Origin of the sequence: Leisingera daeponensis, assembly GCF_019801465.1 — a bacterium.
Classification (GTDB): domain Bacteria; phylum Pseudomonadota; class Alphaproteobacteria; order Rhodobacterales; family Rhodobacteraceae; genus Leisingera; species Leisingera daeponensis_A.
The window spans coordinates 318,062-338,976 of record NZ_JAHVJA010000001.1; the positions used below are offsets into that span (position 1 = coordinate 318,062).

At 63.0% G+C, this 20,915-nt stretch carries 17 protein-coding genes, 1 tRNA gene and 1 other RNA gene; 13 read left to right on the forward strand and 6 right to left on the reverse strand.

Annotated elements, in window-relative coordinates; genetic code table 11:
* Positions 1–73: 73 nt before the first annotated feature.
* The 4 genes from KUV26_RS01620 to KUV26_RS01635 form a co-directional block, all read right to left on the reverse strand.
* The gene (locus tag KUV26_RS01620; RefSeq protein WP_261399699.1) at positions 74–499 is read right to left on the reverse strand and encodes a nuclear transport factor 2 family protein; all 426 of its coding nucleotides are present in this window, start codon (positions 497–499) and stop codon (positions 74–76) included.
* A 218-nt stretch (positions 500–717) separates the two neighbouring features.
* Positions 718–1,067, reverse strand: a transfer-messenger RNA (tmRNA) gene (ssrA, locus tag KUV26_RS01625).
* 163 nt (positions 1,068–1,230) lie between these two features.
* On the reverse strand, positions 1,231–1,401 hold the full coding sequence (locus KUV26_RS01630; RefSeq protein WP_261399700.1) for a hypothetical protein: 171 nt from the start codon (positions 1,399–1,401) through the stop codon (positions 1,231–1,233).
* Between the two features lie 42 nt (positions 1,402–1,443).
* A complete protein-coding gene (locus KUV26_RS01635; RefSeq protein ID WP_222502390.1) occupies positions 1,444–2,172 on the reverse strand; it encodes a FadR/GntR family transcriptional regulator in 729 nt (242 codons plus the stop codon).
* A 200-nt stretch (positions 2,173–2,372) separates the two neighbouring features.
* Here KUV26_RS01635 and KUV26_RS01640 point away from each other — a divergent pair, with 200 nt between their 5' ends.
* From KUV26_RS01640 to KUV26_RS01650, 3 genes are all read left to right on the forward strand, one after another.
* On the forward strand, positions 2,373–3,467 hold the full coding sequence (locus tag KUV26_RS01640; protein ID WP_222507104.1) for a dimethylsulfoniopropionate demethylase: 1,095 nt from the start codon (positions 2,373–2,375) through the stop codon (positions 3,465–3,467).
* Positions 3,468–3,557: 90 nt separating this feature from the next.
* Positions 3,558–4,550: an acryloyl-CoA reductase gene (acuI, locus tag KUV26_RS01645; protein WP_222507105.1), complete on the forward strand. Its 993-nt coding sequence runs from the start codon at positions 3,558–3,560 to the stop codon at positions 4,548–4,550.
* A gap of 277 nt (positions 4,551–4,827) precedes the next feature.
* On the forward strand, positions 4,828–6,423 hold the full coding sequence (locus KUV26_RS01650) for a BCCT family transporter (protein ID WP_222507106.1): 1,596 nt from the start codon (positions 4,828–4,830) through the stop codon (positions 6,421–6,423).
* A gap of 57 nt (positions 6,424–6,480) precedes the next feature.
* Here KUV26_RS01650 and KUV26_RS01655 read toward each other — a convergent pair whose 3' ends face one another.
* Positions 6,481–6,861: a VOC family protein gene (locus KUV26_RS01655; RefSeq protein WP_222507107.1), complete on the reverse strand. Its 381-nt coding sequence runs from the start codon at positions 6,859–6,861 to the stop codon at positions 6,481–6,483.
* A gap of 264 nt (positions 6,862–7,125) precedes the next feature.
* Here KUV26_RS01655 and KUV26_RS01660 point away from each other — a divergent pair, with 264 nt between their 5' ends.
* The 10 genes from KUV26_RS01660 to KUV26_RS01705 all read left to right on the forward strand — a co-directional run bounded on the left by KUV26_RS01660 (position 7,126) and on the right by KUV26_RS01705 (position 20,181).
* Positions 7,126–8,349 (forward strand): aminotransferase class V-fold PLP-dependent enzyme, encoded by a 1,224-nt coding sequence (locus KUV26_RS01660; protein WP_222507108.1) that lies wholly within the window; start codon positions 7,126–7,128, stop codon positions 8,347–8,349.
* A gap of 24 nt (positions 8,350–8,373) precedes the next feature.
* Positions 8,374–9,798, forward strand: coding sequence for a cryptochrome/photolyase family protein (locus KUV26_RS01665; RefSeq protein ID WP_222507109.1), 1,425 nt, complete (start codon positions 8,374–8,376; stop codon positions 9,796–9,798).
* A gap of 82 nt (positions 9,799–9,880) precedes the next feature.
* Positions 9,881–11,086: an SAM-dependent methyltransferase gene (locus tag KUV26_RS01670; protein WP_222507110.1), complete on the forward strand. Its 1,206-nt coding sequence runs from the start codon at positions 9,881–9,883 to the stop codon at positions 11,084–11,086.
* A gap of 29 nt (positions 11,087–11,115) precedes the next feature.
* Positions 11,116–11,556, forward strand: a complete 441-nt coding sequence (locus tag KUV26_RS01675) for a TrgA family protein (RefSeq protein WP_222502398.1) — start codon at positions 11,116–11,118, stop codon at positions 11,554–11,556.
* Positions 11,557–11,585: 29 nt separating this feature from the next.
* Positions 11,586–12,710 carry an NUDIX domain-containing protein gene (locus KUV26_RS01680; RefSeq protein WP_222507111.1) on the forward strand — a complete coding sequence of 375 codons (1,125 nt, stop codon included), beginning with the start codon at positions 11,586–11,588 and terminating at the stop codon, positions 12,708–12,710.
* Positions 12,711–12,778: 68 nt separating this feature from the next.
* On the forward strand, positions 12,779–13,813 hold the full coding sequence (locus tag KUV26_RS01685; RefSeq protein ID WP_222507503.1) for a cysteine synthase A: 1,035 nt from the start codon (positions 12,779–12,781) through the stop codon (positions 13,811–13,813).
* Positions 13,810–16,275 carry a DUF3772 domain-containing protein gene (locus tag KUV26_RS01690; protein ID WP_222507112.1) on the forward strand — a complete coding sequence of 822 codons (2,466 nt, stop codon included), beginning with the start codon at positions 13,810–13,812 and terminating at the stop codon, positions 16,273–16,275. The genes KUV26_RS01685 and KUV26_RS01690 overlap by 4 nt, the downstream gene beginning before the upstream one ends.
* The gene (locus tag KUV26_RS01695) at positions 16,268–16,987 is read left to right on the forward strand and encodes an alanyl-tRNA editing protein (protein ID WP_222507504.1); all 720 of its coding nucleotides are present in this window, start codon (positions 16,268–16,270) and stop codon (positions 16,985–16,987) included. Before KUV26_RS01690 ends, KUV26_RS01695 begins: the two co-directional genes overlap by 8 nt.
* 81 nt (positions 16,988–17,068) lie before the next feature.
* Positions 17,069–17,158 (forward strand) — tRNA-Ser (locus KUV26_RS01700).
* Positions 17,159–17,952: 794 nt separating this feature from the next.
* The gene (locus tag KUV26_RS01705) at positions 17,953–20,181 is read left to right on the forward strand and encodes a Hint domain-containing protein (RefSeq protein WP_222507113.1); all 2,229 of its coding nucleotides are present in this window, start codon (positions 17,953–17,955) and stop codon (positions 20,179–20,181) included.
* Between the two features lie 96 nt (positions 20,182–20,277).
* Here the strand turns inward: KUV26_RS01705 and KUV26_RS01710 are convergent, their stop codons facing one another.
* A complete protein-coding gene (locus tag KUV26_RS01710; protein WP_222507114.1) occupies positions 20,278–20,859 on the reverse strand; it encodes an NTP transferase domain-containing protein in 582 nt (193 codons plus the stop codon).
* Positions 20,860–20,915 lie beyond the last annotated feature (56 nt).

Here is a 20,915-nt window from a genome sequence, read left to right on the forward strand (position 1 = left end):
GGCGTTCGCGGTGCTCCCCATAAGCTCTTACAAGCGCGTTTGTCCCCATTTGTCAAGCATTTGCAGGCGGAGGCTAGCGCAGCCGTTCCCCGGTCATACATATGGCCATTGCCTCATGCGGCAGCTGGCCAAGCTGCTCGAACATCTTGAAATAGTCCATGTTGGAATGCATCTCGGCGATCTTTCCGTCTTCGACGCGTGCCATCAATTGCCCGGTCATCTGAAAGCTGTTCCCGTCTTTGGGATCACTGGTATCAACCAGCAGCCGGACCGATACCCAGTCCCGGGTTTCCATTGCATGGCTGAAGGTCACTTTAATGGGGCCTAACAGATTGCGCAGGGCGGCGACCACCTCGCCATAGTCGCATTCCGGTTCGGCCAAGGCCGAGACGGCTCCGGAAATCAGCGTCTTTGATGTCATCACCTCGGCGACCGCATCCAGATTGCCCTTGCACCAGACCTCTTCGAACCAAAAATGAAGGAGACGAGTCAGGGGCATTTCTGCGCTGTTGTCCGGGTCAAACAGGATAGCCATTTTCGGGCATTCATCCGCCGCAGGCTGTGCCGTGCCGCCCGCCGGGGGCGCCCGGCGCGGGGAAATTTGTTGTGTTTTGGTAGGTCTTGCCATTCTTTTACTCTTCGGGCGCTGTTGTCCGGCTGAAGACGCGGCAGTATCCGGTAGGCCGTCAAGCAAGCATATTATTCCGGGAAAGGTAAAGTGCAGGTTTCTGTTGCCAGGTACCTGCGGACCCCGCCTTACGCGGCTAGGCGCAAGGACTTAGATTTCGATTCCTCGAACTGCTTACGCAGCCAGAGCAACCGGAGCACGATTGTCGTTTGCAATTGTACTGTTTGGGCCGGTACGGTGGCACCCCGCCGAGACAAAGCAAACCCCTTTAGACGTCCGTCGATCCTGTTTCGGCCCCATGATCCCCAAACGAAGGATGTTGGTGGAGCCGCCGGGTACCGCCCCCGGGTCCGATCCGCTTATTACGAGCGCGTTTATGTCCATAGTTCCACAAGGGAACAGCAGTTATATAATGCGCTTCTGAGCAGTTGCAAAGGGGGCAACCGGAATCCTGCGAGGAAAACCGGCACTTTTCCGCAAGCGGCGCCGCCAGAAATCCTCGCAGGATTTTCTGGCCGTTTTCCGCGCTGGAAAACCGCGGTGTCACACCAGTTTGCGGATCGGGGTGCTGTTGCAGAACACGACAACCTGCCCGCGATTCGTCACCACCTGAAAGCCGCGGCGCGGACCTTAGCCAGAAAGGCCTCGATCCCGGCATAGCGCTCGATATCGCGGATCTTGCGGCGCGGCACCTGGCCGTTCTGCACCGCGTTGCAGGCGGAGATATCGCGCAGCCAGATGCCGGATGAAAGGGCGAAGCCGGGTTTGATCATGACACAAATGGCCCGGCACATGGTTGGCAATGTGTTGATCCGTTACCTCTGCGCCCGCGCGGCAAAGACGTCAGAGGCCAGCTTGCGGGTTTCGCATTCCAGATCCTGCAGCCCAGCAGCGGCAGCACCGCCATCTCCCGCTTCGATGGCATCGGCAATCCGGGTATGAAGGCCAGTGATCACCGCACGGTCGCGTGCCGTGAAGGTGATCATGTTCATCAGCGGCTGCATTGCTTCGACTGCCCCGGCCAGCTGATAGGACAGCACCGGGTTGCGGGCACCGTCCACCAGCGCCCGGTGAAAGGCGACATCGGAGGCGCAGAAAGCCACATCGGTCAGCCCCGGCTGCCCCTGGCGGAAGATCTCTGCACGCATTGTTGCCAGATGATCGGCACTGCGCCGCTCCGCCGACAGCGGCGCGCAAGCGCGCTCCAGCGCATAGCGCGCCTCGCAGGCGGTATCAAAGCTCACTTCATTCATGCTGAGCAGAAGGGTCGAGGTGGTGACCTGCTGCGCATAGGCATCCTCGAAGCTCAGCCGGTTCACGAAGGCCCCGCCGGAGGCGCCGCGCTGCGTGCGGATCAGGGATTGCGCCGCCAGCCGTTTCAGCGCCTCGCGGACAGTCGGGCGGGACACCTGGAAATGATCCGACAGTTCTGCCTCGGACGGCAGCCGCTCATCCACGATCAATTCGCCCGAGATGATGGCATCCTTGATTGCCTGGGCTATCTGAACCGACAGATCAGCGGAACTATTGGGATCGATTTTCATGCCATTGGTCCTGTCAGTTGGCTGCGCCGGGCGCGGCCCCGGCAAAAAATCATTTGTCTGACATTTAAAAGTCTGACATTTAGAATCTAAGACTTGAGTCGGGAGAGGGCAATGCCTGGATCCTCTGTACGCAGGCTTTTGCGGCATTGGTTTTGCCGCGTGCAGCCAATTCATTGAAACGCTCAAATGGAGACTTGAGCATGGCAAGCATCTTTCCTTCCCGCCGCATCCGGCGCACCCCCTTTTCCCCCGGTGTCGAGGCCGCGGGTGTCAAGGGGTACACGGTTTATAACCACATGCTGCTGGCCACGGTGTTCGACAGCCTGGAGTACGACTGCGCCCACCTGAAAGAGCACGTGCAGGTCTGGGATGTGGCCTGCGAGCGCCAGGTGAGCATCAAGGGGCCGGACGCGCTGCGGCTGATGAAACTGATCAGCCCGCGCGACATGGACAAGATGGCGGACGACCAGTGCTACTACGTGCCGACGGTCGACCAGAACGGGGGGATGCTGAACGACCCGGTGGCCGTGAAACTGGCAGCGGACCACTACTGGCTGTCGCTGGCCGACGGCGACCTGCTGCAGTTCGCGCTGGGCATTGCCATCGCCAAAGGGTTTGATGTGGAGATCGTGGAGCCCGACGTCTCGCCGCTGGCTGTGCAGGGGCCCAAGGCGGACGAGCTGATGGCCCGCGTCTTTGGCGAGGCGGTGCGTGACATCCGTTTCTTCCGCTACAAGCGGCTGGCCTTTCAGGGCGTGGAGTTCGTGGTGGCCCGTTCCGGCTGGTCCAAGCAGGGCGGTTTCGAGGTTTATGTCGAGGGAGCGGACCTGGGCATGCCCCTGTGGGACGCGCTTTTCACGGCAGGCGGAGACCTGAACGTGCGGGCAGGCTGCCCGAACGCGATTGAGCGGATCGAGAGCGGGCTGCTCAGCTATGGCAATGACATGACCCGCGAAAACACGCCATATGAATGCGGGCTGGGCAAGTTCTGCAATTCGCCCGAGGACTACATCGGCAAGGCAGCTCTGGCGGAACAGGCCGCAAACGGCCCCGCCCGCCAGATCCGTCCGCTGGTTATCGATGGAGAAATCCCGCCCTGCCTGGACGCCTGGCCGCTGTATGCCGATGGCCTCCGGGTGGGGGAGATCGGGTCGGCCATCTTCTCACCGGAGTTCGGGGTGAATGCGGCGATCGGGATGGTCGGCCGGTCCCACTGGGCGCCGGGCACCGTGCTGGGAGTTGAAACTCCGGCGGGCATGCGCCCCGCGACGGTGCAGGAGCGGTTCTGGCGCTGAAGTGATGTGCGGGGGAGCCCTGGCTCCCCCAAGGAATTTCGGGCCAGGCCGGCACGGGATCTGGTCCGCGGTACAGGAAAGGATGGCACGATGTTCAATGCACTGGTTGTGAACAAGGATGAAGACAGCGGCAAGACCTCCGCCGCGGTGGAGCAGATCGGTCTGGATCAGCTGCCCGAGGGCGAGGTGACCGTGGCGGTGGAGTATTCCACGGTGAACTACAAGGACGGGCTTTGCATCGGGCCGGGCGGCGGATTGGTGCGGAAATACCCGCATGTGCCGGGGATCGATTTTGCCGGCACCGTCGAGACATCCTCCGATGGCCGCTATAAGCCGGGCGACAAGGTGGTGCTGACCGGCTGGCGTGTTGGGGAGGCCCACTGGGGCGGCTACAGCCAGAAGGCCAACGTGCGCGCCGACTGGCTGGTGCCGCTGCCCGACGGGCTGGACAGCCGTCAGGCAATGGCGGTTGGCACTGCAGGCTTTACCGCCATGCTGGCGGTTATGGCACTGGAGGATCATGGGCTGGAACCCGGCCATGGCCCGGTACTGGTCACCGGGGCTGCGGGCGGCGTCGGATCTGTGGCCACCGCGATCCTGGCAAACCTGGGGTATGAGGTGGCGGGGGTCACCGGCCGCCCGGAAACTGCGGACTATCTGAAATCCCTTGGAGCCACTCAGATCGTGGCGCGGGAGGAAATCAACGAAACCACCAAGCGCCCGCTGGAAAGCGAAACCTGGGCAGGCTGTGTCGATGCTGTTGGCGGCGCCATGCTGGCGCGCGTGCTGGGGCAGATGAAATACGGCGCCTCGGTTGCGGCCGTGGGCCTTGCTGGCGGCGCAGGCCTGCCTGCGACAGTCATCCCGTTCCTGCTGCGCGGTGTGAACCTTCTGGGGATCGATTCGGTCATGCAGCCTTATCAAAACCGCGTCCGCGCCTGGCAGCGCATCGCCAGCGACCTGCCCATGGACAAGCTAGAAGCGATGATCCGGCCCGCGGCTCTCAGCGATCTGCCCGCGCTGGGGGCGGATATCCTGAAGGGCCAGGTCAAAGGACGGGTCGTGGTGGATGTGAACGCCTGACCGGGGCCGAAATTGCCAAAACTGGAAAGGGCCGGAACTTCCGGCCCTTTTCCTGTTTTGAGCCCCCTCGCACCGCGCGGGCGCTGCATTCGCCGGGGCACCAGGAGACTTGTTTGCAATGCGGCGTTCCGGTTGATATCTGCGCCGCTCACCCTTGGCGCTCCTGTCACAAATATGTGGCAATGTCGGTTTCGGCCGATGAGGAGTCCATATTGCTGGCCCCCCGGCCGGCGATCCTGCGGATGACAAGCCCACTGACTATTCGGGGAGACACGTCATGACTACAGAAACCAACGAACCCGAGGCGGACTACGAGGTCGGCCAGGACAATATCCAGGTCATGGGCCTGGATGTGCACAACCCTGTTTTTGCAATTTCAGCCCTGACCATTGTTGCCTTTGTCTTCTTTGCCCTGGTGTTCAAGGAACAGGCAGCCGAGTTCTTTGGCTGGCTGCGTCCGGCGCTGACCAGCAACTTCGACTGGGTCTTCATGATTTCAACCAACATCTTCGTGCTGTTCGCACTGTTCCTGGTGGTGACGCCCTATGGCTCGATCCGTCTGGGCGGCGACGATGCGCGGCCGGACTATTCCTATGCCGGCTGGTTTGCGATGCTGTTTGCGGCCGGCATGGGGATCGGCCTGGTGTTCTGGGGCGTGGCTGAGCCGATCTCGCATTTCGGTGCCTCGCTGGGCGGCACGGCCGCCGGCGAAGACGGTATGCGCACCGATTGGGCGCCGCTGGGTGCAGCTGGCGGCGATGCGGCCGAAGCGCAGAGGCTGGCCATGGCTGCGACTATCTTCCACTGGGGGCTGCATCCCTGGGCGGTCTATGCAATCGTCGCTCTGGCGCTGGCCTTCTTCTCCTTCAACCGCGGCCTGCCGCTGACCATGCGCTCGGTGTTCTTCCCGCTGTTCGGCAATGCGACCTGGGGCGTGCTGGGCCATATCGTCGATGTGCTGGCAGTGTTTGCCACCATCTTCGGCCTGGCAACCTCGCTGGGGCTGGGCGCCAGCCAGGCGCTGGCCGGCCTGAACTACCTGTTCGGCGTGCCTGTCACTGACAGCATGAAAGTGTTCCTGATTGTTGCCATTACTCTGTTTGCGCTGGTCTCGGTTGTTGCGGGCCTGGAAAAGGGCGTGAAGCGGCTCTCCGAGGCCAACATGATCCTGGCTGCGCTGCTGCTGCTGCTGGTGTTGATTGTCGGCCCCACCATTGCCATCCTGTCCGGATTCTTCACCAATCTCGTTGACTACGCCGTGTTCCTGCCGGAGCTATCCAACTGGGTGGGGCGTGACGACACCAACTTCCTGCAGGGCTGGACCACCTTCTATTGGGCCTGGTGGATTTCCTGGTCGCCGTTTGTCGGCATGTTCATCGCCCGTATCTCCCGCGGGCGGACCGTGCGCGAGTTCGTGACCTGCGTGCTGCTGATCCCGACTGTGGTTGGCGCCCTGTGGATGAGCGTCTTTGGCGGTGCAGCGCTGGATCTGGTGGCGGGCGAGACCGGCCAGGCGCTGCAGGAGGCCGCGCTCGAGCTGAAGATGTTCAAGCTGTTCGAGACCTTCCCGCTGACCGGTATCCTGTCCTTTGTCGGCATCATCCTGGTGGTCGTGTTCTTCGTCACCTCGTCGGACTCCGGCTCGCTGGTGATCGACACCATCACCGCCGGCGGCAAGACCGACGCGCCGACCGCGCAGCGCGTGTTCTGGTGCATCCTGGAGGGCGCCATCGCCATCGTGCTGCTGCTCGGCGGCGGTCTCGGGGCATTGCAGGCGGCCGCCATCGCCACCGGCTTCCCCTTTGCGATCGTTCTGGTGCTGATGTGCGTGTCGGTATTCATCGGACTGGCGCGGGAGCGGCGCCGCGACTGAGCACGCCGCAGAACCTGAAGCAGGAAGGCCCCAGGATGTCCCCGGGGCCTTTTTGCGTCAGGCGTTGTACTTGAAGAACCCAAGCGAATTGCCATCGGGGTCGGTGGCAAAGAAGAACCGCCCGGGCGGGATGGAGATGGTTTCGGACACCACCTTGCCGCCAGCGTCAGTGACCCGTGCCATTACATCTTCCAGTTCCCCCTCGGCGGTCAGATGCAGGGTCGGTCCGCGGCCGTCGCCAGCGGGCCTGCCCGGGTAGAGGTGCAGGGCAATACCGTTGGCCTCATCTGCGGGTTTGAACATCGCGATGGGGTTCGGGCCGCTGTTGTCGATGCTCAGGCTGGCGCCAGTCACCGTGCTGTAAAACCGGACCGCCGCGTCCAGGTCGCTGACGGGAACTTCGCCCCAGACCAGAAAATCCTTTGGTGTAAACGCCATGTCTAATCCTCCGTGTTGTGATGCCGTCAGAGTGCCATGCCCTCATGACAGTTTCCGGCATCAGCCTTGGCGCTTGACCGGACCGCTGCCGGTACGCTACGACCTTAGCGTTCTGCTCGGCTTTTTCTGCCTTGCAGGGCTGCCTGCGATCCCTCAACCCTTGTGCGGGAGCGCGGCTCGGCTGGAAGACCTGCCATGTTCGGGGAGATCCCTGGCATGCGCCGGCCTTCCCATCGGACCGCAGCGATTGAGGAGAGATCTGTAATGACTGCATTGGATATCGATTTCGTCCGGGCCCAGTTCCCGGCCTTTGCCGAACCCAGCCTTGACGGGCAGGCGTTTTTTGAGAACGCGGGCGGGTCCTACACCTGCCGCCAGGTGATCGACCGGCTGACCCGTTTCTATACCCAGCGCAAGGTGCAGCCCTATGCCCCCTACGAAGCCTCCCGCCTCGGCGGCGAGGAGATGGACAAGGCCCGCGCGCGTCTGGCCGCGCTGATGGGGGTTGCCGCGGATGAGCTGAGCTTCGGCCCCTCGACCACGCAGAACACCTTTGTGCTGGCGCAGGCGTTCCGCAAGCTGATGAAACCGGGGGAGGCGATCATCGTCACCAATCAGGACCACGAGGCCAACAGCGGCCCCTGGCGGCGGCTGGCGGAGGAGGGGATCGAGATCCGCGAATGGCAGATTGACCCGCAAACCGGCCATCTTGACACCGCACAGCTGGAAAACCTGCTGGACGAAAACGTCCGCCTGGTCTGCTTCCCGCACTGCTCCAATGTGGTGGGAGAGATCAACCCGGTGGCGGAGATCACCGCAATGGCCCATGCCGCGGGCGCCTATGTCTGTGTTGACGGTGTCTCCTACGCGCCGCACGGGCTGCCCAACGTGGATGAGCTGGGGGCCGACATCTACCTGTTCTCCTCCTACAAGACCTACGGGCCGCATCAGGGCGTCATGGTGATCCGCCGGGCGCTGGGCGAGCTGCTGCCGAACCAGGCGCATTATTTCAACGCAGATAGCCTCTACAAGCGGTTCACCCCGGCAGGCCCGGATCACGCCCAGGTGGCGGCGTCGGCCGGCATGGCGGATTACTTCGAGGCGCTGGCATCCCATCACCGCCATTCAGGCACCGCTGCGGAAACCGGTGCCTTTGTCCATGACCTGATGCGCGCGCATGAGGTGAAACTGCTGCAGCCGCTGCTGGACGCGGTGAAGGACCGCAACGGCGTGCGCCTGCTGGGGCCGTCGCAAGCCGATACCCGCGCGCCGACGGTGGCCCTGGCCCTGAACCGCGCCGCGGAACCGGCGGCCGCGCAGTTGGCAGAATTTGGCATCATGGCCGGCGGCGGCGATTTTTATGCCGTCCGTGCGCTGGAGGCGATGGGCATTGATCCAGCCGAAGGCGTGCTGCGTATCAGCTTCACCCACTACACGTCCGAAGACGAGGTCGCGAAGCTGATCGAGGCGCTGGACAGGGTGCTGTAACGCGAACAGGACAAGGAGCACGACATGAGCAGCCGCAGCCCGGTAATCTGGTGGATCAGGCGGGACCTCCGCCTGGCAGACAACCCGGCGCTGACGGCTGCGGTGAACACCGGCGCGCCGGTGATTCCGGTCTATATCCTTGATGCGCAGGATGAGGCGCTGGGTGCCGCGCCCAAGTTCAGGCTTGGCTTGGGACTGGAGCATTTTTCCGGAGTTCTGGAGAAGGCCGGCTCCCGCCTGATCCTGCGCCGCGGCGGCGCGCTTGAGGTGCTTCGGGAACTGATCAGTGAAACCGGGGCAGGGGCTGTCCATTGGTCCCGCCTGTATGACCCGCAGGCCATTGCCCGCGACACGGAAGTCAAGCAGCAGCTGAAGGCGCAGGGGGCCGCCGCCCGGTCCCACGGCGGGCGGCTGCTGTTCGAGCCCTGGTCCGTCGAGACCAAAACCGGCGGCATGTACAAGGTGTTCACGCCGTTCTGGAAATCCGTGCGGGTGCGCGATGTCGACAGCCTGCGGCCCGCCCCCTCGGAAATTCCTGCGCCGGACACATGGCCTGCAAGCGAAGAAATCAGTGATTGGAAGATGGGCGCTGCCATGCGCCGGGGCGCGGATGTTGTGGCCCGCTATTGCCGCGTGGGCGAAGCTGCGGCGCAGGACCGGCTGGATGAGTTCCTGGAAGACAAGGTTTCCGCCTACAAGGAATGCCGCGACTTTCCGGGCGAGGACGCAACGTCCGGCCTCTCGGAAAACCTCGCCTGGGGGGAGATCAGCCCGCACCGCCTGTGGCACCTGGGCCGCGCTGCAATGGAGCAGGGCGGAAGTGGCGCAGAAACCTTCCTCAAGGAGGTGGTCTGGCGCGAGTTTGCCTACCACCTGGTGTACCACTCGCCGCATATCCTGACCGAAAGCTGGCGCCAGGAATGGCGGGATTTCCCTTGGTCGCATGAAGACACCCCGCAATTCCAGGCCTGGCAGCGCGGGCAGACCGGTTACGGCTTTGTCGATGCTGCCATGCGGGAGCTTTACGTGACTGGAAAGATGCACAACCGGGCCCGGATGATCGTGGCAAGTTTCCTCACCAAGCATTTGATGATTCACTGGAAGTGCGGGATGGACTGGTTCGCGGACACGCTGGTCGACTGGGACCCTGCCGCCAACGCTATGGGATGGCAATGGGTGGCGGGCTCCGGTCCCGACGCCGCCCCGTTTTTCCGTGTTTTCAATCCCAGCGGGCAACTGGACAAATTTGACCCGTCAGGGGTTTATACCCGCCGCTGGATTGCCGAAGGCCAGGGGCAGCCGCCCCGGTCCGCGCTTGATTTCTTCGATGCTGCTCCGCGGTCCTGGAACCTCGCCCCGGACATGCCGCGGGCGAATCCGGTCATAAGCCTGCAGGCCGGCCGGGACCGCGCCCTTGCGGCCTATCACGAAAGCCGTGAAAACGGCTAACGCACAGTTTTCTTGCCAGAAAGCCCCCTCCGGCCTAGCTTTTTCCCTGTAGCACGTCCGTATCTCGCACAGGGGGAAGCGAATGAAGCTCACGTCCGTTGACGGCCAGAAAAACCTGCCGCGCTACTTTCCGGCAGTGTTTGCCAAAGTGAAAGCCATGGAAGTCGGGCAGCTGGATATCCAACTGCCGGACGGGCGCGTATTCACGGCCAAGGGGCGCAACCCGGGGCCGGCTGCTGACCTGATCATCCACCACCCGGATTGTTTTTCCCGGCTGATCCGGGAAGGCGACCTGGGCTTCTCCGATGCCTATCTGGAAGGCTGGTGGAGCACCAGCGACCTCCAGGCCTTCATGGATCTGGTGCATATGGGGGCCAACACCGTCTATGACGGTTTTCCGGGGCAGGGGCTGGCGCGGGCGTATGAACGCTTCCGCTTCTGGCTGCACCGCAACCACCGGCGCCAGGCCAAGAAAAACATCTCTTACCACTACGACCTTGGAAATGAGTTCTACCGGCTGTGGCTGGACGACACGATGACCTACTCCAGCGCCCTGTTCCGCAGCGGCCAGGACAGTCTGGAGGCGGCGCAGACCGCAAAATACGCCTCCTTGGTCGACCAGATGGGGGTGCAGCCCGGCGATCATGTGCTGGAGGTCGGCTGCGGCTGGGGCGGCTTTGCCGAATACGCCGCCAAGGAGCGCGGGCTGAAGGTGACCGGCCTGACGATCAGTAAGGAGCAGTTAAGGTTTGCCCGCCAGCGCATTGAAAACGCAGGCCTCTCGGACCAGGTGGAGCTGCGCCTGCAGGACTACCGCGACTGCCGAGGCCAGTTCGACGGCATTGCCTCCATCGAGATGTTCGAGGCGGTGGGCGAGAAATACTGGCCCGCCTACTTCGGTGCCATCCACGACCGGCTGAAACCTGGCGGCAAGGCGACGCTGCAGATCATCACCGTCGCCGACCGGCGCTGGGAGATTTACCGCAAGGGCATCGATTTCATCCAGAAGCACATCTTCCCGGGCGGTATGCTGCCATCACCGGCTGTACTGCGTGACCAGGTGGAGAAAGCGGGTCTGGGGGTGGTGAGGTCGATCGAATTCGGCGGCAGCTACGAACAAACGCTCAAACGCTGGCACGAAACCTTCAACGCCCGCTGGGAGCAGATCGCCGGCCTCGGATTCGATGAGCGTTTCCATAAGATGTGGAACTTTTACCTCACTTCCTGCGCCGCCGCCTTTAAGACTGGAAATTGCGACGTGACGCAGATTACAGTTGCTCATCGCTGATTGAACTGTGCCACGGAACCAGACCGCTTATGCCCACCGGAGCCCGCCTGACCGCCGCTTTATCCCTGGCTTTGGTGGCGTTTCTCGCGTCCTTTCTGGTCATGCCGCAGATGCCGGAAGGCACCGACTTCGGATATTTCGTGCATGTCAATGTGGTGCTGGGGCTGCTGTGCGGCTGGATCTTCATGGGGCGGCGGGCAGGCGGCGGACTGGTGCCAGCGATCAATAACGGCCTTACCGGTATGGCGGTGATGGTGCTGTGGGCGCTGTTCGTCCAGGGCGCTTGGGAAATGTTCCGTCTGGCCATGCGGCACCGCTATGACGGCCCGTTTGAAGCGCTGTCGCAGATTTTTGTCATTGCGCTGGAATATTTCTTTGTTATCGCAGTGCCGTCGGTTTTGGTGCCGCTGGTGATCGGCGGCGTCCTGGCCGGCCTCGCGACCGAAAACGCCTCACGCCGCTGGCGCTGAAATCACATATTAATAACAGGTTACCTTCCGTGGCTGATCTCTTCTTCTTTGGCACGCTGCGCCATATCCCTTTGCTCGAACTGGTGCTGGGCCGGAGCGGTGACGCGCTGAAGGCCCGCTCTGCCCAACTGCCCGGCCACGGTGTCTACCAGGTGGTCGGACAGCCCTTTCCGGCAATCGAGGAACGCCAGGGCGCCACGGCAGACGGCGTTTTTGTGCAGGATCTGTCGGCGGCCGACCTGGATGCGCTGAACTTTTACGAAGGCGGTTTCGGCTATGAGCTGAAGCCTGTCGCCGTTCGGCTCGCGGATGGCAGCTATGCCGAGGCTGAGGTGTACTTTCCGGAACCGGGCATGTGGCAAACGGCCGATCCTTGGGATCTGGAGGTCTGGGCGGCTGAATGGGGCGCGCTTTCCCTGCGCGCTGCTGAGGAAGTCATGGCTTATTACGGCCGCAAATCGGCGGAGGAGATCGCAGAATCCTTTCCTGCGATCCGCCGCAGGGCCGCCAGCTGGCTGGCGGGGCAGGCACGGCCCGCTGACCCTGAACATGATCTGACCAAGGACGTGATTGTTCACAGCCACACCCGCGCCTACCTGAATTTCTTCGCAATGGAAGAAATGGAGCTGCAGTTCCGCCGCTATGACGGGTCCATGAGCCCGGTGGTGCACCGCAGTGCTGCGATGGCGGCGCTTGCATCCGTCGTGCTGCCCTATGACCCCAAGCGGGACCAGGTGCTGCTGGTGGAGCAATTCCGCGCACCTGTCTATATTTCCGGCGACAGCCGCCCCTGGATGTGGGAGCCGGTGGCAGGTTTGGTGGATCCGGGCGAAACGCCCGAGCAGGCCGCCGTGCGCGAGGCTCAGGAAGAGGCTGGCATTTCCGTGCAGCGGCTCGAGCCGGTGGCGCAAGTCTATCCTTCCAGTGGCTCCCTGACGGAATTTGTTCATATTTTCATTGGCATTGCCGATCTTTCTGATGTTAGCGGCGGCGGCGGCCTGGCGGGCGAGGGCGAAGACATCCGCAGCCGGATCATCAGTTATGACGCGCTAATGGAAGGCATTGACGCGCAGACCTATCAGGATATGCCGCTGGTGACTGCAGCCCTGTGGCTGTCACGGCACCGTGAGCGGCTGCGCGCCGGGCATTCCTGACCCGCTTCCCGCCTTGTGGTCGCCGGACCGCTTGGATACACCTTGGGGGAATGATCGAAAGGGATACCATGCGCATTGCACGCGATCTGGCTGATGCCGTCGGCCACACACCTCTTATCCGCCTGAACCGCGTCAGCGAAGAGACCGGCTGCGAGATCCTGGGCAAGGCGGAGTTCATGAACCCGGGCCAGTCGGTCAAGGACCGCGCAGCGCTCTATATCATCCGCGATGCCATTGCCCGCGGCGAGCTGAAGCCGGGCGGCACAATTGTCGAAGGCACCGCCGGCAACACCGGTATCGGCCTGGCGCTGGTCGGCGCCTCGATGGGCTTCAAGACGGTGATTGTGATCCCGGAAACCCAGTCCGAGGAAAAGAAGGACATGCTGCGCCTTGCGGGCGCCCAGCTGGTCCAGGTGCCAGCGGCGCCCTACAAGAATCCCAACAACTACGTGCGCTATTCCCAGCGCCTGGCAGAGAAACTGGCCAAGACCGAACCCAATGGGGCCGTCTGGGCCAATCAGTTCGACAACGTTGCGAACCGCCAGGCCCATGTGGAAACCACAGGCCCGGAAATCTGGGAACAGACCGGCGGTAAAGTCGACGGTTTCGTCAGCGCCGTTGGCTCCGGCGGCACCCTTGCAGGCGTTGCCGAGGCTCTGCAGCCCAAGGGCGTTAAAATTGCGCTGGCCGACCCGATGGGCGCGGCCCTGTATTCCTATTACACCACCGGCGAATTGGCGTCCGAGGGCAGCTCGATCACCGAGGGCATCGGCCAGGGCCGCATCACCAAGAACCTCGAGGGGTTCTCTCCGGATTACAGCTATCAGATTTCCGACGCAGAGGCTGTGCCCTACGTCTTCGACCTGCTGCACGACGAAGGCCTTGTCCTGGGCGGTTCCACTGCCATCAACATCGCAGGGGCCGTGCGCATGGCCAAGGACATGGGGCCGGGCAACACAATCGTGACCGTGCTGTGCGACTACGGCACCCGTTACCAGTCCAAGCTGTTCAACCCGGACTTCCTGCGTGAAAAGAACCTGCCGGTGCCGGAGTGGATGACCCACACGCCCGCGTCGATCCCAGGTGTTTTTGAGGACGTATGACACCTTTCATAACCGCTGTGCGGAACGTGCTGCTGGGGCTGGTCCTTGTGACCGGCCTCGTGATGCCTGCGCTGGCCCAGCTGAACGCTGAGTCCCGCGCCTATTATCAGGACTGGCTCAAGACCGCGAGCCGCGCGGAAGATGTGATTGATGCCAGGCGCGCGTCCAGCGCCGCACTGGAAACCCTGCGCAAGGAGCTGACCAGCTACCGCCAGCGGTTCATGCAGGCGCGGACCGAAAACGGCGACCGGATCAAGACCCTGGAAGGCCAGATCGGCGCTCTTGGCAAAGCGCCGGAGGAAGGCAGCAGCGAGCCGGAGGATATTGCCGAGCTGCGCGCCTCGCTGGAGCAGCAGCTTCGCGAACTGAAGGTGCCGCGCATCGTCTCGGAGGAGGCTTACAGCCGCGCCAACGGCCTGATCGCCGAAATCGACAAGATCATCCGCGAGCGCCGGACCCGCGAACTTCTGGAGCGCGGCCCCTCGCCTTTGAACCCGGAAAACTGGGCCGGTGCGCTGCGCACCCTGGGCCGCTCCGCCGGGTCTATCTGGAATGAAACCGCCTACCGGATCGGGAGTGCCACCACTGCCGAGCGTGTGCAGAACAGCTTGCCGGCGCTGCTGCTGCTCTTGGCAATCGCCGCTCTGCTGCTGCTGCGGGGACGGCCCTGGGCCCATGCGGCGGGTGATTACCTGCGGCAGTTCGGCAGCAGCGGCCGCGGCATTTGGGGCTTCGTCGTATCCCTTCTCGAAGTCATCCTGCCCTTCATCGGCATTATCTGCCTTGTTGCGGCAGTGGACTTGTCCGGCATCGCCGGCTTCCGCGGCTCTCTTCTGCTCGACAATGTGCCCGGCTGGGCGCTGGTCATGCTGTCCTTCCACTGGCTGGGCAACCAGCTCTTTTCCGGCCGGATCGAAAACGATCTGGTGCCGGTGCAGGAAGGGCGGCTGAATGAAACCCGGCTGATGGTCGACATCCTGGCGGTGATCCTGGTGCTGCAGGACGCGCTGGTGAAGCTGGAAAACATCGAAACCATTCCTGCGCCGGTCCATTCGGTTGCCAGTTTCCCGCTGATCACCGCGGCGGCGCTGGTGCTGCTGCGGCTGCACCGGATCGGTGCCAAACGGCGGCAGAGGCAGCCCGCGGATACCGAGGACGACGGGGCCATTGCTGCAGGTGCCAACCGCATTCTGACCCTGGTCCGGCGCGCCACCTATCTTTTGGGGTTCATCTCGCCGCTGCTCGCCGCGCTTGGCTATGTCAACGCGGCGGAGGCTCTGATCTACCCGGCGGTATCCACCCTGGCCCTGCTGGCCGCGCTTCTGGTGGTGCAGCGCTTCCTCGGCGATGTGTACGGCTGGCTGTCGGGCAAGGGCTCGGCCGCCCGTGATTCGCTGTTTGCGGTCCTGATCGGCTTCCTGCTGGCGGCGATGGCCCTGCCGCTCCTGGCGCTGATCTGGGGCGCGCGCGTGGCGGATATGACCGAGCTGTGGTCGCGCTTTCTGGAAGGCTTCCAGATCGGCGAAACCAGGATTTCTCCCACCGCCTTCCTGACCTTTGCCGTTGTCTTTGCCGCAGGCTATGCGCTGACCCGGCTGATTCAGGGCAGCCTGCGCAATTCGCTTCTGCCCAAGACTAGCATCGACCCGGGCGGCCAGAACGCCATCGTCTCGGGACTGGGCTATGTCGGGATTTTCCTGGCGGCGCTGGTCGCGATTTCGATGGCGGGTCTCGACCTGTCCTCTCTGGCCATCGTCGCGGGCGCATTGTCGGTCGGCATCGGTTTCGGCCTGCAGACCATCGTGTCGAATTTTGTGTCCGGCATCATTCTGCTGATCGAACGCCCGATCTCCAAGGGCGACTGGATCGAGGTCGGCGGGCTGATGGGCTATGTGCGCGATATCTCGGTGCGCTCCACCCGGATCGAGACCTTCGACCGCACCGATGTGATTGTGCCGAACTCCGACCTGATTTCAGGCACTGTCACCAACTACACCCGCGGCAACACCGTAGGGCGGGCGATCGTGCCGGTCGGCGTCGCCTATGGCACCGACCCGCGCAAGGTTGAGGCTATCCTGAGCGAGATTGCCAAGGACCACCCGATGGTGCTGCTGAACCCCGCGCCCTCGGTGGTGTTCCAGGGATTCGGCGCCGATTCCCTCAATTTCGAGATCCGCGCCATCCTGCGCGACGTCAACTGGGTGCTGTCGGTGAAATCCGACATGAACTACGAAATCGCGAAGCGGTTCCAGGAAGAGGGGATCGAGATCCCCTTCATGCAGCGCGACATCTGGATCCGCAATCCCGAGGCGCTGGCCCAGACCAAGGCGGCCTCCTCCGGGGAGCAGCCTGCCGGCATTCCGGCATCCGCCTCCGCGGCGGCCCCGCCCAAGCCGGACCTGGAAGATGTGCAGCAAAATCCTGACGATGATGCCGATGGAGATTCAGGTGCCGATAAGTGAGCCGCTGTTCCGCAAGGACGCCTATACCCGGATGACGGAGGCACAGGTGCTGGCCCATACCGAGCAGGGCGGGATCATCCTGGACCGTACATTGTTCTATGCCACCGGCGGGGGGCAGCCGGGCGACAGCGGCAAGCTGCTGTGGGGCGAAGGGCAGTGCGATGTCGCCACGACGGTCAAGGGCGAGGAGGGCGCCGTTGTTCTGGTCCCGGCGGAGGGCTCAGCCCTGCCGCCGGAAGGCGCCGCCGTGACCCAGGTGCTCGACTGGGACCGCCGCTATGGCCACATGCGCGTCCACACAGCGCTGCACCTCCTGTCTGTCGTGATTCCGCTGGAGGTGACCGGCGGTTCGATCAGCGCCGGGAAGGGGCGGCTGGATTTCAACATGCCGGAGACACCGGAAGACAAACAGGCGCTTCAGGATCAGCTGCAGGCGCTGATCGATCGCGATCTTGAAGTGACCGAGGACTGGATCACTGACGCCGAACTGGATGCCAATCCGCAGCTGGTCAAGACCATGTCGGTCTCACCGCCGCGCGGGGCGGGCCAGGTGCGGCTGGTGCGGATCGGCACTGCAGACGAGCAGGTGGATCTGCAGCCCTGCGGAGGAACCCATGTTAAACGCACCGGTGAAATCGGCCGCATCCGCCTTGGAAAGGTTGAGAAAAAGGGCAAGCTGAACCGCCGCGTCTACCTGCATTTGGAGGCCTGAAAAAGAATTGGGGGGTAAGTGAAGTTTTTGCAGTTTCAGCCCTTGCATTTCCCCGGCTGATCCTTCAAAAGCCCCCTCAACGGAGAGGTGGCCGAGTGGTCGAAGGCGCACGCCTGGAAAGTGTGTAGGCGGGAAACCGTCTCCAGGGTTCGAATCCCTGTCTCTCCGCCATAATCCCTTCAAGGTATTTGAATACGAGCGCTCAGGCATTCGTTTCCGGCAGGTGTTCTGCGGCAGAACATTTGCGGCTGAGCCGTGTTTGATTCAAATCCCTGGCACTATTTCCTTGTGGTTTTGCTTCCGCCGCGTGCCATCGGTCCGGTTCGATTCGCACTGTCAGGAACAGCGTTGCGCTGAGGGCGGGAACAATCTGGCCGAAAGTCCGGCATTGTTTTCAAAGCGGCTGCTAATTGCTCAGGGAAGCCTGAAGATTGCGGCACAGGGCGGCTGGCCCGCCTTGAAAATTCCATGTTTCGAAATTGGAAACTTAGCTGCATAAAAGACCGCTTTCTCATGAGGAGGGGGGATATTCCAGCCCTTTCAGACTGCGATTTGGGCCGGGAATTGGAAACAGTCCGCGGCCCGGCCACCCAGAGTGAACCGTATGTTCAGGGTGTTCCGGCGCAATGCGGGGAATTTTAGGCAATTTTTTGGCTTTGTGGCCCTCTGCACCTTAAGTATGCATGAAACAGCCCATTGGGGGGCAAGTTCTGCGAGCTGCTGGACTGTGGTGGACTGCTAAAATTTGATTCAAGTCTTCGTGCCGCGATGCGCGCACTCCACTGATCCGAAAAGCTTCTGCAAGTCGGCTGTGTGCTGTTTCAGCACGCAAACCAGATCGTCTGCGCGGTCTGTCCCTCTGCCTGTACGGGCTGGTGTTTTTGAAAACGGCATTCCGCGCGGCTGCCCGGCTGGTCCGAAACGATGGGGCTTGGGACCAGGCCGGTGAGGAGAGGGTAAAGACAATGAGTGACAACAATCCGAATCCGGCACTGGACGGAATTGTGGAAGGCACAGCAGGCAATGACCTGATTGACGGTGCCTACACCGGCGATCCCGAAGGCGACATGGTGGATAACGCGGATGCGATCGACCCGGCGGCGGGCCCGGATGACGATGTCATCGTTGCAGGCAGCGGCGATGACAGCGTCTACGCAGGCTCGGGCAGCGATACCGTGGATGGCGGCAGCGGTGATGATCTGATCCTGGGGGATGGCGTCTCTGGCAGCGGCGAGCCGGTGAAAATCACTATTTCTTCGACCAGCTCCGCCTTTGACAACAAGGTCTTTGCCTACACCATCGACCCGGCAACCGGCGAGATCAGCAATGTCGTCATGCTGTCCGAGGAGGCCAGTGCTGATGTTGGCGAGACCTACCTCTATCATGCCCCTGAGGGCGCTGTGGTCGGCGTGGGCATCGTCAGCCCGCAAGGAACCTTTTACTCTTCCGGCTATGGCAGCAATGCGGGCCTCAACCCGGACGGGCTGGACCACACTAAGGGGATCCATCAATTCCCGGATGGTTCCGTGCAGCTGGGGTTCGAGGACCTGCGCAACCTCGGCGACCGTGACTTCAATGACGTGAAGCTGATCATTGACCTGGGATCCTCCGGCACGACACTCGACAACGCGCATTACGATTATTCTTCCGATCCGCGGGACCCGGTCGTGCCGGGCGATGACAGCCTGACCGGCGGCGAGGGCGACGACACCATTCTGGGCGGCGGCGGCGACGACACAATCGACGGCGGCGACGGTTCTGACTCCGTGGACGGCGGCGACGGCGATGATGTGATCGACACCTCCAAGGACAGCGGCGTGCCGCTGCCGGACCGCGGCTTCCCGGGCTATACCGGCACCGACCCGGACATTCCGTTCATTCCGGCGGATCCGGACCCGTTCGATGACATGGACACCGTTTTCGGCGGCGCCGGAAACGATACCATCTCGACCGGGGATGACGCCGACCTGATCGGCGGCGGGGCCGGCATGGACGTGATCGACGGGGGCATCGACGACGATACCATCGACGGCGGCACCGGCGATGACCTTCTGATCGGCGGCGAGGGGGCAGACATGCTGGCTGGCGGCGCCGGAGATGATACTATCTACGGCGGCCTGGACCCGGCTTTCCCGGATGGGCTGAACATCACCGATGACGGCAGCGATGGCCGTCCCGCGGACCCCGACCCGACCAACGGCCGGGACACCATCTTTGGCGGTTCGGGCAATGATCTGATCTTTGGCCAGGATGACGACGATGTCATCAGCGGCGGCTCGGGCGATGACACCATCGACGCAGGCATCGACGATGACGAAGTGCGCGGCGGTTCCGGCAACGATGTGATCATCGGCGGCCATGGCGCCGACACCCTGCTGGGCGGGGCGGACCGGGACACCTTTATCGGCGGCAATGACGGCGACATCGTTGATGGCGGCTCCGACGGCGATGATTTCGACACCTTGGATATGCGCGGCTCCGGCCGGTTCGAGCTGAGCGGTGTCACCGTCGACCCGGATGGAAACAGCCTGTCGGGCACCGTCAACTTCCTGGACGGCGACGGGGAGGTGACCGGCTCGATGACCTTCGGCGAGATCGAGCAGATCATTCCTTGCTTCACGCCGGGCACGCTGATCGCCACTCCGCTGGGGGAGCGCAAGGTTGAGGACCTGCAGGCCGGCGACCGGGTGATCACCCGTGACAACGGCATCCAGGAAATCCGCTGGATCGGCACCCGCACGCTGGAGGCCGGCGATCTGAAGGGGGCTGCGCATCTTCAGCCGGTTCTGATCCGCCAAGGCGCCCTGGGCAACGGCCTGCCGGAGCGCGACATGATGGTCAGCCCGAACCACCGGGTGCTGGTCGCAAATGACAAGACCGCGCTTTACTTCGAGGACCGTGAAGTGCTGGTTGCAGCCAAGCATCTGACCGGTCTGGCGGGCGTCGACGCGGTGGAGGTTTCCAGTGTCACCTACATCCACTTCATGTTCGACCAGCATGAGGTCGTACTGTCCGACGGCGCCTGGACCGAGAGTTTCCAGCCCGGCGATCAGTCCCTGCGCGGGCTGGACAACGCGCAGCGCAACGAATTGTTCGAACTGTTCCCGGAACTGAAGTCGCAAAAGGGCCGGGCGGCCTACAGCGCAGCGCGCCGGTCACTGCGGAAACATGAGGCGCATCTGCTTGTGCACTGACAGGTGCAGCCGCCGTTTTGGGGGAAACGGCGGATAAGAGCGCAGCGCAGGAAGGCAGGGCCATGTGCCCTGCCTTCTTTGCTTTTGGGGAGTGTGTCAGCGGTGCTGGCGCCAGGCGGCCCAGTCTTCCGGCGTGTCCAGATCTGTCAGCGCGTGGCGGCCAGGCAGGGGAACTGTCCGGACCGTCTCTGCCGTTAGGATGCTGCGGGCGCCTTGATCGCCGCCGAGTGATTTCAGCGCCGCAAAGCAGCGCTGCGGAAACAGCACGGGGTGGCCCGGGGTGCCGTCCACAGCTGTGGCGCGCAGGATGGGGCTGTCCGGGCCGTGGAACTGCGCAGCAAGCTGCAGCATGTCCTGCGCCGTGATCTCCGGCATGTCGGCAGGCAGGATCATCACCGCCTCCGTTCCTTCAGGCAGCGCTGCGGTGCCGCGGCGGATCGAGGCAGCCATGCCTTCGGCGGCATCCGGCACCGGCACCTGGATTGCATCGCCTGTTGCTGTTGCCCGCGGATGAGACAGGCCGGGCAGGGTGATGTAAACCGGCAGCCCGGTCAGGGCGGCCCGCCGGCACATCAGGGATAGCAGGGGCAGACCGTCCACGTCCTCCAGCAGCTTGTCACGGCCTTGCATCCGGGAGGAGGCGCCTGCCGCGAGCAGGAGAATGGCGATGGCGGTCATGGGGTTCCGGGCCTTTGCACTGGGCCGCAAGGCCGGAGGCCTCCGGCGGGAGTATT

What these genes read in the sequence shown, in the direction of transcription:
- KUV26_RS01620 (WP_261399699.1), bottom strand. Translation starts at nt 499, where the DNA reads ATGCCCCTGACTCGTCTCCTTCATTTTTGGTTCGAAGAGGTCTGGTGC.
- KUV26_RS01630 (WP_261399700.1), bottom strand. Translation starts at nt 1,401, where the DNA reads ATGATCAAACCCGGCTTCGCCCTTTCATCCGGCATCTGGCTGCGCGAT.
- KUV26_RS01635 (WP_222502390.1), bottom strand. Translation starts at nt 2,172, where the DNA reads ATGAAAATCGATCCCAATAGTTCCGCTGATCTGTCGGTTCAGATAGCC.
- KUV26_RS01640 (WP_222507104.1), top strand. Translation starts at nt 2,373, where the DNA reads ATGGCAAGCATCTTTCCTTCCCGCCGCATCCGGCGCACCCCCTTTTCC.
- acuI (WP_222507105.1), top strand. Translation starts at nt 3,558, where the DNA reads ATGTTCAATGCACTGGTTGTGAACAAGGATGAAGACAGCGGCAAGACC.
- KUV26_RS01650 (WP_222507106.1), top strand. Translation starts at nt 4,828, where the DNA reads ATGACTACAGAAACCAACGAACCCGAGGCGGACTACGAGGTCGGCCAG.
- KUV26_RS01655 (WP_222507107.1), bottom strand. Translation starts at nt 6,861, where the DNA reads ATGGCGTTTACACCAAAGGATTTTCTGGTCTGGGGCGAAGTTCCCGTC.
- KUV26_RS01660 (WP_222507108.1), top strand. Translation starts at nt 7,126, where the DNA reads ATGACTGCATTGGATATCGATTTCGTCCGGGCCCAGTTCCCGGCCTTT.
- KUV26_RS01665 (WP_222507109.1), top strand. Translation starts at nt 8,374, where the DNA reads ATGAGCAGCCGCAGCCCGGTAATCTGGTGGATCAGGCGGGACCTCCGC.
- KUV26_RS01670 (WP_222507110.1), top strand. Translation starts at nt 9,881, where the DNA reads ATGAAGCTCACGTCCGTTGACGGCCAGAAAAACCTGCCGCGCTACTTT.
- KUV26_RS01675 (WP_222502398.1), top strand. Translation starts at nt 11,116, where the DNA reads ATGCCCACCGGAGCCCGCCTGACCGCCGCTTTATCCCTGGCTTTGGTG.
- KUV26_RS01685 (WP_222507503.1), top strand. Translation starts at nt 12,779, where the DNA reads ATGCGCATTGCACGCGATCTGGCTGATGCCGTCGGCCACACACCTCTT.
- KUV26_RS01690 (WP_222507112.1), top strand. Translation starts at nt 13,810, where the DNA reads ATGACACCTTTCATAACCGCTGTGCGGAACGTGCTGCTGGGGCTGGTC.
- KUV26_RS01705 (WP_222507113.1), top strand. Translation starts at nt 17,953, where the DNA reads ATGAGTGACAACAATCCGAATCCGGCACTGGACGGAATTGTGGAAGGC.
- KUV26_RS01710 (WP_222507114.1), bottom strand. Translation starts at nt 20,859, where the DNA reads ATGACCGCCATCGCCATTCTCCTGCTCGCGGCAGGCGCCTCCTCCCGG.